General features: G+C 41.4%; 18 protein-coding genes. 2 read left to right on the top strand and 16 right to left on the bottom strand.

The genetic code is table 11. From position 1 onward, the window contains the following. Positions 1-96: 96 nt before the first annotated feature. Entirely contained in the window at positions 97-249 is a 153-nt protein-coding gene (locus K401_RS32545) for an aspartyl-phosphate phosphatase Spo0E family protein (RefSeq protein ID WP_198018262.1), read from the bottom strand. Beyond that, positions 246-1,130 carry a prolipoprotein diacylglyceryl transferase gene (lgt, locus tag K401_RS0120795; protein WP_024294768.1) on the bottom strand — a complete coding sequence of 295 codons (885 nt, stop codon included), beginning with the start codon at positions 1,128-1,130 and terminating at the stop codon, positions 246-248. Before lgt ends, K401_RS32545 begins: the two co-directional genes overlap by 4 nt. A 205-nt stretch (positions 1,131-1,335) precedes the next feature. Here lgt and ychF point away from each other — a divergent pair, with 205 nt between their 5' ends. Both ychF and K401_RS0120785 read left to right on the top strand, forming a co-directional pair. Beyond that, complete coding sequence (gene ychF, locus K401_RS0120790; RefSeq protein ID WP_024294767.1) at positions 1,336-2,433, top strand: redox-regulated ATPase YchF; 1,098 nt, start codon at positions 1,336-1,338, stop codon at positions 2,431-2,433. 174 nt (positions 2,434-2,607) lie between these two features. Next, positions 2,608-3,297: a formate/nitrite transporter family protein gene (locus K401_RS0120785; protein WP_084492949.1), complete on the top strand. Its 690-nt coding sequence runs from the start codon at positions 2,608-2,610 to the stop codon at positions 3,295-3,297. A 722-nt stretch (positions 3,298-4,019) separates the two neighbouring features. Here K401_RS0120785 and K401_RS0120775 read toward each other — a convergent pair. The 14 genes from K401_RS0120775 to K401_RS0120710 form a co-directional block, all read right to left on the bottom strand. Continuing rightward, entirely contained in the window at positions 4,020-5,120 is a 1,101-nt protein-coding gene (locus tag K401_RS0120775; RefSeq protein ID WP_156945296.1) for a hypothetical protein, read from the bottom strand. A gap of 749 nt (positions 5,121-5,869) precedes the next feature. Then, a complete protein-coding gene (locus K401_RS31395; RefSeq protein WP_051153007.1) occupies positions 5,870-6,127 on the bottom strand; it encodes a hypothetical protein in 258 nt (85 codons plus the stop codon). A gap of 263 nt (positions 6,128-6,390) precedes the next feature. After that, positions 6,391-6,939, bottom strand: coding sequence for a hypothetical protein (locus K401_RS0120765; RefSeq protein WP_024294764.1), 549 nt, complete (start codon positions 6,937-6,939; stop codon positions 6,391-6,393). Positions 6,940-6,953: 14 nt separating this feature from the next. Further along, entirely contained in the window at positions 6,954-8,285 is a 1,332-nt protein-coding gene (locus tag K401_RS31990; protein ID WP_024294763.1) for a ribonuclease domain-containing protein, read from the bottom strand. A 13-nt stretch (positions 8,286-8,298) separates the two neighbouring features. After that, positions 8,299-8,820: a hypothetical protein gene (locus K401_RS0120755; protein WP_024294762.1), complete on the bottom strand. Its 522-nt coding sequence runs from the start codon at positions 8,818-8,820 to the stop codon at positions 8,299-8,301. Then, positions 8,807-9,235, bottom strand: a complete 429-nt coding sequence (locus tag K401_RS0120750; RefSeq protein WP_024294761.1) for a hypothetical protein — start codon at positions 9,233-9,235, stop codon at positions 8,807-8,809. The genes K401_RS0120755 and K401_RS0120750 overlap by 14 nt, the downstream gene beginning before the upstream one ends. Next, entirely contained in the window at positions 9,232-9,426 is a 195-nt protein-coding gene (locus K401_RS0120745; protein ID WP_024294760.1) for a hypothetical protein, read from the bottom strand. The genes K401_RS0120750 and K401_RS0120745 overlap by 4 nt, the downstream gene beginning before the upstream one ends. Next, positions 9,423-10,817 carry a contractile injection system protein, VgrG/Pvc8 family gene (locus K401_RS0120740; RefSeq protein WP_024294759.1) on the bottom strand — a complete coding sequence of 465 codons (1,395 nt, stop codon included), beginning with the start codon at positions 10,815-10,817 and terminating at the stop codon, positions 9,423-9,425. Before K401_RS0120740 ends, K401_RS0120745 begins: the two co-directional genes overlap by 4 nt. Then, positions 10,807-11,421: a hypothetical protein gene (locus tag K401_RS0120735; protein WP_024294758.1), complete on the bottom strand. Its 615-nt coding sequence runs from the start codon at positions 11,419-11,421 to the stop codon at positions 10,807-10,809. The genes K401_RS0120740 and K401_RS0120735 overlap by 11 nt, the downstream gene beginning before the upstream one ends. Before the next feature lie 14 nt (positions 11,422-11,435). Then, entirely contained in the window at positions 11,436-11,966 is a 531-nt protein-coding gene (locus K401_RS0120730) for a hypothetical protein (protein ID WP_024294757.1), read from the bottom strand. Continuing rightward, positions 11,953-12,198, bottom strand: coding sequence for a hypothetical protein (locus K401_RS0120725; protein ID WP_024294756.1), 246 nt, complete (start codon positions 12,196-12,198; stop codon positions 11,953-11,955). The genes K401_RS0120730 and K401_RS0120725 overlap by 14 nt, the downstream gene beginning before the upstream one ends. Continuing rightward, positions 12,195-13,862: a contractile injection system protein, VgrG/Pvc8 family gene (locus tag K401_RS0120720; protein WP_024294755.1), complete on the bottom strand. Its 1,668-nt coding sequence runs from the start codon at positions 13,860-13,862 to the stop codon at positions 12,195-12,197. Before K401_RS0120720 ends, K401_RS0120725 begins: the two co-directional genes overlap by 4 nt. A gap of 61 nt (positions 13,863-13,923) precedes the next feature. Further along, positions 13,924-14,349 carry a hypothetical protein gene (locus K401_RS0120715; protein WP_024291088.1) on the bottom strand — a complete coding sequence of 142 codons (426 nt, stop codon included), beginning with the start codon at positions 14,347-14,349 and terminating at the stop codon, positions 13,924-13,926. A 33-nt stretch (positions 14,350-14,382) separates the two neighbouring features. Continuing rightward, positions 14,383-14,811, bottom strand: coding sequence for a hypothetical protein (locus K401_RS0120710; RefSeq protein WP_024294754.1), 429 nt, complete (start codon positions 14,809-14,811; stop codon positions 14,383-14,385). Positions 14,812-15,190 lie beyond the last annotated feature (379 nt).

Below are 15,190 nucleotides of genomic sequence, written 5' to 3'. Positions count from 1 at the left end.
GGCTGCCGGTCCGGAAAGCGAAAAAAGCACGGAAAGAGCTGGAACTCTTTCCGTGCTTTTATAAATTTGCACATAACGCATCACAGGCTTTTGGTATCAATAGCCTGCGGCAATATATTGTTCAATTAATTTATCCAGTTCCACACTTCTGTGATAAATAATATCTTCATCATCATGCTCAATGCTTTTATTTAATCTTTCCCTTGCTTCTTCAATATCACGTATTAACTCTTCTTTTGACATCATCATATCATTACTTCTCCTTTGCTCTTTTTTCGTATCTGTCTGTGTTTGCAGAAGAGCACAAGAGTAGATATCACTACCAGAATTAATGACAGTGCCTGAGACACCGGAATGCCAGTACTAAAGAATATTAGCTGGTCCGTGCGGAGTCCTTCGATCCACACTCGCCCCAAACCATAGCCAAGCAGGTAAATAAAAAGCATCTCCCCATCGAACCTCTTGCGTTTCCTGTACCAAAGCATAAATGCCAGCACGCAGAGATTCCAGACCGATTCATATAAGAAAGTGGGATGAACCTGTATATACTCTACCCCATCTCTTACGATCATATGGTTCAAAAGCTCTCTTGATATCATATTCTCATTAACCAGCGCTCTTCTGATTCTCATAGCAAACAGGCTGTCGGTATATCCGCCAAACGCCTCGCAATTAAAGAAGTTTCCCCATCTTCCTATAATCTGCCCGGTTATCAATCCTAGGCATCCAGTGTCAGCCAAGGAAAAGAAGGAAAGTTTCTTCACCCTGGCATAAACAATTAGAGTTATGACGGCCGCTATGACACCTCCATAAATGGCCAGCCCTCCTGCCCTGAGATTTAAAATTTGAAGCAGATCATCCTTATAATTGTCCCAATCAAATAAAACATAATAGATTCGGGCTCCCATAATAGAGATAATGATTGCATAAAGAGTATAATCCAGATAAAGATCCGGATCCTGCCCCCTGCGTTTTGCATCGCTTGTTGCAATCCAAAGACCTGCTAATATTCCAACCCCTATGATAATCCCGTAAAATGCAATGCGGAATCCAAATATTGAGATACTGTTTCGTAAATGGTCGATTGTAATCCCCAAATGAACAAAACTAATATCTGCCGTATTTGCCATTCGTCTTCTCCTTTCGATGTTTTCTTTATTTTACCCCGTGAAAACACAAAAATCAAACATATTCGCCCGACATATTCGACTATAATTCGACAAAGAATTGATTCTTGCGTTTTTCTCTTTTAATTTTATGGATAATATGATATTCTATATTAGTTGCAGATAAAAATCAACCATAAATATAAACAATATTAGGAAGGTAATTGCTATGAAACTAGGTATTGTCGGGCTGCCCAACGTGGGTAAAAGCACCTTGTTCAATTCTCTTACAAAGGCCGGTGCAGAGTCTGCTAACTATCCATTTTGTACCATTGATCCCAATGTGGGAGTTGTTCCAGTTCCGGATGTTCGCTTAGGCCAGCTGGCCGCTTTATATGATTCCGCAAAAATCACCCCTGCTGTGATCGAATTTGTCGATATTGCAGGACTTGTAAAAGGAGCTTCCAAGGGGGAAGGTCTGGGCAACCAGTTTCTTTCCAACATCAGGGAGGTGGATGCCATTGTCCATGTGGTTCGCTGCTTTGAGGATGGCAATGTAATTCATGTGGATGGAAGTGTGGATCCCCTGCGTGATATTGAAACCATAAATCTGGAACTGATCTTTTCCGATTTAGAAATATTAGACCGCCGCATCGCCAAATCTACAAAAGGCGCCATGAACGATAAGTCTCTTGCAAAGGAACTGGAAATTTTAAAGAGAATCAAGTCCCACTTAGAGGATGGGAATCTGGCAAGAGGGATGGAGATCGAGGATGGGGATGAACGAGAATTTATTTCCACCCTTAATCTTCTCACCTTCAAGCCTGTGATTTTTGCTGCCAATGTCTGTGAGGATGACCTGGCTGATGACGGGGTTTCCAATGAATACGTTGGAAGGGTCCGCAAATTTGCAAAAGAAAACGACTGTGAAGTTTTCGTCATCTGTGCCCAAATCGAACAGGAAATTGCTGAACTGGAAGAAGATGAAAAAAAGATGTTCTTAGAGGATCTGGGGCTTACAGAATCAGGCCTAGAAAAGTTGATTGCAGCCAGCTACCATTTGCTTGGACTCATCAGCTACTTAACTGCCGGCCCTACGGAAACAAGGGCATGGACCATTAAGGAAGGAACCAAGGCTCCTCAGGCCGCCGGCAAGATCCACTCCGATTTTGAACGGGGCTTTATCCGTGCCGAGGTGGTGAATTACCAGGATCTTCTGGATTGCAAAACCTACAGTGCAGCAAAGGAAAAAGGTCTGGTCCGCCTGGAGGGTAAGGAATATGTAGTTAAGGATGGGGATGTTGTTCTGTTTCGATTTAATGTATAGAAAGTATTTAATCGAGATCACTTATTGAAAGGCCGGAACATACTGGTCAGCGCCAGAAGGTGCTGGCCTTCTTTTATGTCTTTTCTTCTTATCGCTTAATCCACGGTCATTGTGACTGATAAATTGTGTCAATAAGGAGATTAACCTTGTAAACCTATTTTCTTGTGCTATAATATGACGTGGCCATACAAAAATCCTTTTTGCAGCCGAGTTAAAAAGAATAGGGAGCATTCACCGATGAAAACATTTATTAACGCGATTATAGCCGGAATTGCCATCAGTATAGGCGGAGTAATCTATTTAACACTTGAGAATCATATAGCAGGTTCTTTTTTATTTTCAATCGGATTATTTACCATATATACCTTTGGATTTAATCTGTTTACAGGAAAGGTTTGTTATATTGTTAACGAAAAACCCTCCTATTTAGTAACAATACTTATTGTATACATAGGTAATTTTACAGGAACAGTTGGAGCCGGGATTATATACAGACATACAAAACTGGTAAAGCTGGTGGATCACACAAGCGAACTTGTGAATGTGAAACTGTCAGATACTCTGTTCAGCACTTTTATCATGGCTGTTATGTGCGGTATTATGATGTGTATCGCAGTTATCGGCTATCAAACCATCAAAGACGGTATTGGAAAGTATTTAACTTTGATCATGCCGATCATGGTATTTATCCTTTCCGGTTATGAACACAGCATAGCAGATATGTTTTATTTTACCATGGGAAATGCCTGGAATGCAAAAGCATTTCTGTATATCCTGGTCATTTCTGCGGGAAATTTAGCAGGGGGAAGCCTTATTCCTTTAGCAAAAAAATATCTTAATGAAGAAGCTTCCCTCCTTCACTAGAAAATCCCCGCAAATATCCTGCTCACTGATTCAATCAACAAGCTTTTATAACGCACATTTTAATAATTTGGCGTTCCTGATTCAAAGCAATCTGGCTATAATATATACGATAAGAACCGATATAAAAAGAGCTGTTTTGATTCCAAAGCTTGTAATGTAATTCCGGTAACACCTTTCAAAAAGTTTTTTACTCATATTTTCCTCATTTCCTCCCAATTTTCAGTAGAAAACATTTGATAGCTCCTACCAATACTATAATAAGGAACGCTATTTTTTTATAGGTTGTAATTATTGTTAATGCTACACCATATTTTCGTTACATAAAATCTAAATGCTACTTTTTCTGATCGAAAATTCTGATCCATGAAGAAATGATTATTGACCAATGTCACTCCAGCAGTTTGATTTGCAGATGATTCTGCTTAACGAGGCAGCTTTTAAGTCTTTGTAAACAACAAAAACTGATATAAGATATATAATTTATTTTCATGGGGGAGATCACATTTCGGTCGTCACCCCTTATTTACATTATGCGACAGATTCTGGTATGTCAAAAAGAGCTGCCTTTCGACAGCCCAGAAAGCTTAATATCATAACAATTTATTCGATAATAAATTCTTAAATTTTATTTGCGATTTCATCGGAATAAAAAATCTACCGCCCCATGATTTGAATTTTTTTATTAAAAATGATATAGTCCTGTGTTCTCATATGATTTTCCATCACGCGATAGGGATAATCAATTTCTCAACCTCAGGCTTTTCCAATGCATCAATTGGCGTGATTCCTGCTAAATCAGAGGGTATATCCAACAATGTGGAAATGCTACCGCCAAGCTGCTTGATATACCATTTGCCCTTGTATTGTACTGCATCAAAACAGAAACAAAACTTATTCCCTTCAACTTCAAAGATGGCAACGCAGCTTTCCACTCTGTCTGCACCGCAAACCTTTGTCCGCTGTGCTCTGATATCCAGTCTGCCATCGGAACCATATTCCTCTGAGAGTTCCTCAGGAGGGACATACCCCAGGATTTTCATGGAACTCAAATCCAATTGATTCAACAGTTCTATTAGTTTTGAAGAAATATTTTCATCAGAAATGTCTACATCTTCCAATAAAGTGGAATCTTTGAAATATCCTTCATTTATAATATAAACAGAAGCATATTGTTTTACCGTATCCCGTATAATTTCTTCTTTTCTCCTTTGAATATTGAAGCCTCTTGAAAAGTCATTTACAGCGGGCAGATCGAATTCCTGATGCATAAAGACATATGCATGGACATTTTCTAAGCTTGCCTGTAAATCATAATGATCTACATAGCTTTCTATGGAGAACGCACTTATCATCTGATCTAATTCATGAGCCTTAAAGCCTTCCAGATAGGCTTTTGCAGCCAATTGAGGGGAATCAAATCCTTCTGATTCAAAAATAATTTCTGTGAGTTTCTCTGCAACAGGTGCTTTTGTTCCTGACTCGAACAGATCCTTTGAAAAATCGGTTATCATTTGCATAAATGCCTGCCCACCTTCTTCATCCAGCAGTACAGTTCCAGCCGAATCCCTATCTATATCTGCCATATTGGCTAAAAGCCCACCCAGTTCCAGAATAAACCATTGGCTATCGAATTCTATTACATCAAAGAAAAGGGCGTACTTATTCTCTCCCATTTCAATAAGGGCTGCACAGCTTTCTATATTGTCACCGCCAAAATTTACCGCCCGCTTGACCATATTTTTTTTATGTGTCTCCGAACTATATATTTCTGGGTACATTTCCGAAGGCATAAATCCCAGCAATTTCATACTTTCTAAATCCACTGCCTTTATCTGCCCCGTCAGCTTCTTCATAAACTGTTTTGCGTCCCCATCTTCTTTTAATTGTATGTAGCTATCCGGGTTCAGCTCCAACTGGCAGAGGACTATGTATTGGTGCAGAATATCATCTAAATACATTTCTTCCGCAAAGGTATCTGCCATGCGTTTAAAATCACTGGACTTAAGCCCCTTCAGGTAAGCTTGTACTGCGCTTTGCGGCGAATTAAACCCCTGCTCCGCTGTCTGACCTTCCTTTTGAGATTCTGGCGTCTCAGACAATTCTGTCTGTATTTCAGATACTTCCTGATGTTCTGTCTGAGGTTCAGATGTTTCCTGGGAAGAGCAGGCAGAAATACATGCCAACATTATAAGGGCTGCTATTATTACCAAAATGTGTTTACATTTTTGTGTCTTTTTCATTTGTTCACTCGGCCTCTCCTAAATATTTTATATTCATTCTTATACAACTACTTAAAAATATTGCTTGTTGCCAATCATATCTACTTCTCCATAGACCATCACATATTAATGTATGTATTTACTGCCCTAGGTCTCGTTGGAGTGCCTGGATATTACATTGGTTCTTTACAACCTTACTTGTCTTAGAAGAAAGTTGTCTGTATCAGTCTGGATTCATGTATAAATTGTTACATTTGAGACACCATACTCGCGACTGAGGTAGTGGACAGAACTAACTGCATGATACAAATCTACTATTTTCGTGATAGCCGTGTTTTAATATACAATAACCTTTACAGTTCAAATATTTCTTGAATCTCTTCTTCATTCCACTTTTGCTGAATTTGCTGTTTGATTTTATCCGATAATGGCATAACTTCTTTCCATGTTTCTGCATTTCTGAAAGATGAGACATTCCACTGATTTGAGCCATCTAATTTTAGAGTATGCTTTCTAAGTTCTTCACTATCAGAGTATATCTTCTCATCAATTAGACTATTATCTAATAACTCATTTAAACTATTATTGGATAAAAATGATGTTAGCCCCACAATAAATTCTTCAAAAATATTCTATTCTATCATTTCATCGACAGATGTCTTGTACTTTCACCACATTCACCGTAAGCGCCTATTTGACGCTTACGATAAACCAATTTGCTTTGGAAGAAAAACTTCTTTACCAAAATGGGGTCGCCGACAGACTAATACTAATAAAATTCATTTACCAATTATAAAAAACAGATGTAATATGAGATCACTAAATTCATCTTATATCTCCTTTTTAGTCATATAGCAAATTGAACGCCATTGAGTTATATTAAATCAGACCAAAATGGAACATGAGGTATCTTTGAATAATCTATATCATTATAGTCTTTTAAACCAAATTCTATTTGTAAGTAAGAAAGTAAATCATTACCATAATATATAACATCCGTTCCGTGTATTGAAAATACTGGATTTGATTTATTATCTGGATAAGATGGCAAATATCTATGTGTAAATATGGGTATAAGTTTAGGAGCCGTTTTTAGAAAATTATTTATTACCTCCGCCTTTTCATTTTCATCTAATGGCTCTTCTCCCCAATCATCACACCAATAAACTTCATCTACTAGCTCAATTAAATCATTTTCAGGTCTTTTTAGTGCTGACTTTATATGCTCTATATTACTAAGACTAAAATCTTTCCAATTATAAAAACCCTTTGAAATCGGCAATGCCAGTGAATAAAATTCAATAAGTTCTTTTGGTAACATAATCTCATAAATCTGATGTATTTTACTTAAATCTGTTTCATTTATTCCTGAACTAAATATTACATTTTTTTCTTTCATTATATTTATAATTTCTTCATACATATAAACCTACTCCTTTATTGTATTTTTGTAAAAGAAGAGTAATGGTCATTAGTATACCATACAGAACTATCATCGCCAATAACTATTCTTTCAGCACCTCTATTTTTGCCTTTCACGTATGGATTGACGTCATATTCCCTATAACTTATTCCCTCTGGAAGTTTCTGTGCACCTTCTTCTAAAGGTATATTCTTATATGTTCGTCCACCTTTATATCCAGCCAGTGGTGTCCCATTATTATTCTTTACCTGATTCGCTATATCATAAGCTTTATCTGGAATTATAGAGCTATTCTGAATTACCTCACCAGACCCCTTAGCACCAATTCCCACCTCGCCAGAACCTTTGTTATTAATCTTATCACCTTTTATTCCAGCAGCATTATCTTGTCTCTTAGCCACTCCAATATTAGATTCCTCTTCTGTAGATTTCCCCTTTCTATTCCTCACTTCGCTCGTACCTGAATAATAAAGGAGTATTGAATACGCCATGGCATTTGTACTTTCTGCAAACCAGCTGCCAAACATTTTATGTTTCTCAATGGCTCTGCTTATAGGGTCTGTCTCCATCTTCTTTGCGGTCTCTTTACAATCCTTCTTAAATAGTTCCAGCATTGTTGCATTCAGATAATTTTGATTCCACTCTGCCTTGTTACCCATTTTGTTCTGACACGCTGTATCAGTCAAATCCTCCATAAATACTTCAAATGCTTTTGTATTACAGTCCACCAGCAGCCTTTCCATGGACGCCAGCATTAAATGCCCCTCCAGATTTCCATCGGCATACATGCTATTGATTTCTACCTCTCCTCCATGGGCTTTCATCCTATCCTCTAAAAACCGGAGTCCCTCTTCGTACATCCCTTCTTGCAGATACAGGCTACCATATGAATCCTGAAGGATTTCCAACAAGCCCGGATATCTATTTTGCATCTCACGGATTAACAATATCTGCTTCGCATATATCCCATCCTGGCCTGATTTAATAATTTCAAATTCCTCGGCAGATTCCCTGCATTTCAGAATCGATTTTGTTGTGATAATTTCCTTTCCATTGACCATGGTTTTTTGCGGTTCTGGATTCTCCCATTTCCCTTCTATTTCCATCTTAAACTCACACAGATGTCCTACATGGCAATTTCCAAAAGATAAAATGTTCTCCAACGCAATGCAATCATCTACACATGCTCCCGGCAGAGTATTGATATCAATACTCTCTTTCTCCAGATGTAAAAAACTGTCATGAGATCCATATCTACAGCGTAACCTCGCTCCTAACACCAGTGGTTCCGGCGGCTTCGGTGGTTCCTCCGCTTTTTTCCTATTCAGCCAGGAAAACCAACCCATACGCTTCCTCCTCTCATTCTACCATAAATTCCTCGATCCTCATACCCGTTACTTCCCTCCGATAAACGCTTTCCACGAATTTCAGATCACCCACTATGTATCGTCCCTTTACCTCTCCCAGCCTGAAAATCGGGCACATCTGTATCTTTTCTTCCTTCAGGATTCCGGTTATGATCTCACTTTTGTCTCTGCTCAGCTTACTTCTCACATCCAGACAGTCCAATACCGGTAAATCAGGAATCTGGTAGTAAGCTGTCCGCTTGTTATCCTTATCGGATAAGGCAGCATATTTAAACCGGACTTCCGGGCTATACAGGCGGATAAGGGCTGCAAATTCCTTGGAAACCATAAAGCAGGGATGACAAATAATATCCATGAACGGGATTTCCCCATTCAGTTCCACCTGGAAATGATTCTTCCTGAACAACTCCTCATACACCTGTCGGTCCGGTATCCCTGGCCTTATCTTGGTATACCAGTTCAAGAAACGGGGTTGGGGATTCCTGTCGTCTGCATATATCCTAAAATATCTCATCTGCTGTTTCCTCCTCTCCCAGGGTATAGAGCACATCCGCCTCTCCCATGTACTCTCCAAACAGAATCTTTACACGACTTTCCAACCTGGCTCGCTCTGGCAGGAAGCCTTTTTCCGGCAGTGCCTCTTCAAGTATTTCATATATGAACGCTTTAGCCAGCCGATGGTAATAGATTGCATAGGCATATCGGATATAATCTGTCTCATATTCACGGATTCTAGGAATATGCCTCTCTAATTCTTTCCTGATGGCTTCCACCTCCTCCTCAAACAGATGATATATGCTTCCGGCATCCCAGTAAGACACCGACTGGGCGGTATCACTGTAAAACCCACGATCCATCAGGTCTATGCGGATAAGATGCCGTTTTAAAAACATACTGTTGTATAGATGAGAAAAAAGGATGTAGCTCACTTTTCCTTTTTCCTTCCTACCTGAAGGATCACGGCCTGCTTCGCCGCCTCTCTGAACGCTTCCAGGAATGCATGTACCGTTCCTTTGCTGTTTTCTTCACAGAACAGGACTATACGCCTGCTGCTTTTCGAAAACTGTTCCGGTATGATCTGGTTCATTGCTTTCATAAATTCATTTTTTCGGTTTTTCATTGTATCCTGAACTTTCCGCCGGTGAAGGTAATATCCTTATCCATATGAAGCCCGGCCCCGCTCTGTCTGATATCCACCTGTTCCGACCCGGCTATGACAAGTGAGGCATCGCTGGAAAGAGTCATATTCCCCCCTGAGGTGATGGATATGTCCTTATTACTTATGATCTGTATCCCCTCCCCATCCTTTATTCTGATGGACATCCCCTGGTTGTTCGTCAGTTCCAGGCTGTCTGGAGTAAACAGCAGTTCCTTCCCATACTTTGTCTTAATGGATTTATGATCCGGGTTCTTCCTGTCATTCCCGGTCCCCATATGTACGGAACTGATAACATATCCATGCTCCTCTGTCTGATCCGGAATCTGCAGGCGGACCTGGTCATCGGGTTCCGGCATGCAGTACCAGCCCGATCCATCAGGTGAGGAATATCCGGTGGAATAAGGGAACCATCTGGTAATCTCCTGACCGGAATTTTCATCCCCTGTCAGTTCTATTCTTACCATATCACGCATCACTTCCCTCACAGTTGCCAGGAAGGAGCAGCCTGATTGGAATTCATTGGACGTCTGCATTACCCCCATCCCATCCAGCGGCCGAAGAGTATAGGTGTTCATCAACTCACCATGCTGGTATTCACTTTGTATCCTGAAGACATATCCGCCTTCGTTCCCTAGCATAAGCCTGTCCCACAGGTCATAGATATCCCTTGACGGGATATGGTATTCCAGATAATCCTGTTCCATGAGCGAGCCCAGACCATTTGCCCCTTGTGTCATAAAACTGTCCACATGCTTTCTGACGCCGCAGCTTGTGGATGGAGGCATCTGGTAGGTGTCATAATGAACGCTTCCTATATAATAAAAGACTCCCTCCCTGGTAATTGCGGGTGTGACAGCCTTGCCGAAGCGGCTTGCAATCCGACTGATGAACTCCCAGTCAGTTTCTTTATACTGCAATAAGAAGTCTATCGGCGTCGTCTCCAGTCCTCCCTCCTCCTTTACTCCAGCTTTACCATAGGACTGATTTATACCCTTCAGCACATCCAGATAGGTCATGCCGGTATTCTGAAAGGATCGGAAATGGACTGCGGCCTCCATAAGGTAGGTCCCACTCTTCAGTATCAGGGTAAGATGGGTGGCATGAGGCCGGGTTTCTAAAGAAAAACCGGCAATTATCCCTGTCATCAGGTTCCTTGTCTCCCCGTCTTCATCCTCGGCGGTTATTGTCACCCATATATGTTCCAATACCTTCCATCTGTAATCTTTTGCATCCCCATCACGGATATAACCGCTGACAGAAGCTGTTGCGTGTTCCCCGACTGCCCGGTCTATCTCCAGGCTTTCCAACGTCAGAAAATCAAAATGAGAAATATGTATCTTATCAGCCTTCATTTGTTTGCTCCGCCTTTCCTCCGATTTCTATATATTCCAGCGAATGTAGTACCGGCACCTTCCATTCATCATAAAAGCGCATCCTGCAATTGAATGTCCCAGCCAGCAAATATATGTCTGAACCAATCAGGAACTGCAGGTTATATGTCTCATCATCCAGTGTAAAATTCTTGTACTCAAACCACATACCTTCCGCCCCTTTCGGACAGATGTACCCCTTATCATAAAATACAGTCTCAGATGCATGGAGCCGGACCGTATTCTGCATCTGACATATAAGTCCGTCCAGGTTATCATACTCCCGAATCTCCTCCCGCTTTAGCAGGTGAAATCCAAAATTCTCATCGTATCCCGCACTGGTCAGCAGTACCGGCGGGCGGTAAGTGCTTATGTATCTGACCTTTACAATCCTCTCCGGCATTTCCATAAAATCCTCTGGAATCAAAGCATTTACCTTTCCTTCAAATAATAGAAACGGGACAAACCGCACCATTTTTCCACGGATGGGAACTTCATCTGCCAGCAGATCATAGGAACTTGTCCTTCTCTGGTAAAAATCTTGTAAGCGGATAAGCTTTTCATCCACATAGTTCCCTTTTTTCATACGATTCCTCCTTATTAGTTTCCGGACCTGTAAAGCGTTCCATGATTAATTTTCCCATAGACAGGCACCTTTAGGGGAACCTCCAGTGACTCCATGATCTGTAACAGTTGTCTCTTACCTTCTTCATCCTCTATAAAACACCCCATGGTGCCAAACATCATACATCCATCTACCGGAAAGACATACATGAAGTTCTGCAGCTTCCCTTCCCCACCAGATGTCTGGAAGGAAAACCAGCCACAGGTCCCATCCTCTCTCACTGCAAGCTGTGGCTCGCTTAACAGGCAGGAGGGATAAAGACTGACTATCGCCTCAGTGATGGATCGAATCACGTACTCCACCTGTATCCCGGCCAGCTTCTGTTCTTTCAACAGAGAAAAAGTACAAAATCTGCGAGTATCCTCATCCTCCAAAATAATCTGTGGCCTGTCCTCATAAGGATACATCAATTCCGCCCTGCCGTTTTCCATCGCCCGGAAGAAATTCGGAATGCCCACCGCCAGCCGTCCGCCAAACAGGAGTTTTTTTTCTTTAACGTTTCCCATCTGTCCCCTCCGTTTTCTGCTTTAATTCACCAAGCTGTTTCTTTATTTCCTCCCTGCACCTGTCAAACGAAAGCTTGACAGGCTTATAGATCATTTCACTATGTCCCAATACCAGCTGTTCCATCTGCTCCGGCACTCTGCTTTTAATCTGGCAAACTGGCAACTGGTTCACCTTATCAATCAGCGGGCTTTTTCCCACTGCTCCATTTATGACGGAATATGACATGTTCATTCCCCTTCCATTCTTCCTGCAATAGGACGGAATCCCACAGCAATCTGAGACAGCCTGTCCTGCTCTATGCTTTGCGGTATGGACGAAATGATATTGACAATCGACGGACCAAACTCATAGGTACCTTTTTCATCCTCCTCTGACAGTTCCTTTAACTTTAGCTGCAGTTTTTCTTTTTCTTTCTTCCTTCTCTCCTCTTCCAGATTATCTCCTTTTGCCTGATTTTCCTTACGGAAACCGGGTCCTCTGGCTGGAATGCCGGTTTTTAACTCATTTAGGTTTTTAAATGTGCTGTACTCCCCCATGAAATCCAGGTTATGGCAGATATTCACCACAGCCGGATTACCCAACTGCCTTTTAATAGCAGTAATCTCAGTGGGTGCTCTCAGCTCAATCCTGGCTCCATGCAGAGCTACCTTTCCTTTTGCCTGGACCAGAACCTCCCCGCTGCTGCGGATGATGTCTCCCACACCATCTTGTATGGAAATCCCTGATTGTCCGCCACTAGTGGACAATTCAATATCTGACGGTTTGAGTGCTATTTTTTTCTCCGAATCTGTTGTAAACCAGCGGTTGTCTGGATTCTGCGTCTCTTCACACACCTGTCCGTTCTGCCACATGCAGTGGATTCCTACCGCTTCCTGTTCATCCTCCCCCGGCATAAGAAGGTGGACTCTGCTTCCGGTTTCCGGCATGCAGTATACCATGTTTCCATTCTCCGGGAACCAAGGGTAAAAGTATGCCATGCCAGCATCCTGTTTTTCATCAATATCCAGGTGGATTCTGATTGCCTCTTCTTTCCGCTCCAGTACCGTACCGGTCAGCGAGATGCCTTTCATACGAGGATTATAGATAGTGGGGAACATATTATGGTTCTTCCCTGCCAGCTTACAGGTACAACGTAGAATCCCATTCTGCAAATTCAATCTTACATGATACGGCCACAAAATCTCATCCCTGTAACTGACACATTGCCCCAAATGAAGGATTTGGATTGTGTCCACTTCATAATAGGCGGCTTCCCTGGTCCTCCAGTTTGCCGATTTTTTATATTCCGCATCCATACACCATCTTTCACACGATACATTTAATTCCAGGGGGACTCTGCTCTCCGGGAATCCCAGGTATATTCCCTTGCCTTCATAATCACCTGCTGCAATGACAGGAGCATGCAGGTGAGTTGACAACCTAAGAAGGAATTCCCAGTCTGTTTCCTCATACTGGATAAAAGGCTTCGTGACAGCTTTATCTTCCGCAGAACATAGTAAATTGAAAGAATTCTCCCGGATAATTTTTTGGATCAATCCTAAAACTGTTTCATTACAGTTCTGGAACGATCTGCTTTTCCTTTCCAGATCCATAATCCAGGATAAGGAATAGGCCGATAGGTACAATCGATCAGATGATGATTCCTTTTCTATGCGGATCTTACCAATTACTCCGGAAAAAAGCAGGAGCTCCTTCTGATCCTTTACAGAATAGATCATGAGAGGTTGACTGTTATGCTCCTCGCAGGATAGATCCAGGCTCCCAGGCTCTATTTCTGCCGCGAACTCGGCCATGGCATGGGTACCAATGCCTTCTCTGATAGAAAGATGCCGTAACTGACTTATCTTGATATTGCATTTGATTTTTAATTCACTATCTGTAATATACTCCGCCAAACCTTCACTCCTCACCTTCCCTTATCCAAAAGGGACCGCCTTTTCGGCAGCCCCTGCATGTTTACACGCTGTATCCGCCTTCCACAGCGATCTGCGCCATCTTGTCCTTTTTCTGTTTGATGATGAGCCGGAATGTTCCTACACCTTCCGTATCTCCGTAGTTTTCTTTATAATCCACTACAAATGCATTGGGATATGTATATTTTCTCACTACCTGAGAAGCTGCAATCACCTCAACGGTCACCTTCCGGTAACAGTCAGACTTTTCTGCTGGTACTAAGGACCAGAGTCCCAACTGTCTTGTAGAATCAAAAGGATCTCCATCTACTGCAGTTAATATCTTTCCTGAAATTTCCACAGTGCTCCCCAGATCGGTGGAACGCGCGTTGGAATCAAGGGGAATATCTGTCTTAAACTTTACTCCTGTAATACTGATGGTCCCTAAGTCAATGGTAGACGGGCCTTCTACTTTTAATGTAAATCCCATAATCTGTTCCTTCCTTTCTTTTATTCTTCCTGATTATTCTCCGCTGAATCCGCCTTCAAATTTAAGAGAAGCCATTTTATCCTTCTTCTGCTTAATAAGAAGCTTAAATACTCCGGTTCCCGTTTCATCGGTAAAATCTTCCCTGTAATCAACCACAAATGCATTGGGTACCGTTATCTGACGAACCACCTGGGATGCATTTACCACGTCGATCTGAACATTCCGGTAGCAGTCTGAATTTTCTGCGGGAACTAAAGACCATCTGGCCAGCTTGCTGGTATCATCGGCGGCCTCCCCGCCTACTGCCGCCAGTATCCTCCCTTCAATCAACACCGTTGAACCAAGATCTGTTGATCTGGCATTGGAATCATGGGGAATGTCTGCTCCAAATACTACATTGGTAATGCTTGTCTCGCGCAGTTCTAAGGTTTCACTGCCTGTGATTTTCATTCTAAGTCCCATATTATGTCCTCCATTCTTAAAATAAGTAAATTTATAATCCATAAAGCCTTTCTGTTGACAGCCTTTGGATACATATTTTTTAAATATAAGTTTTAATTACTAACCATTATTTGAAATAGTGGCGGGATATTAGCCCTAAAAGAGCTGTATACCTGCATGCCTAAAAAACTTGTAGCTGCACAGCCTGAGGGTTAGGTCTTTCATTTAAAAATAAAAAATTCCTTTGCTCTACTTATTTTCTTTCAATATACTACACTTATCGAATGTTTTCCCCACCATGTAATTTTTAACGGTTTATATGTAATTTTGCGAAGACGGCCTTTTCAAAAACGGTTGATGATATAATACGTAATTGCTTCCTTTGGAACATTTGCGTATA

Source organism: Lacrimispora indolis DSM 755, assembly GCF_000526995.1.
Classification (GTDB): Bacteria; Bacillota; Clostridia; order Lachnospirales; family Lachnospiraceae; genus Lacrimispora; species Lacrimispora indolis.
This window is presented reverse-complemented; position numbering and strand designations above follow the sequence as displayed.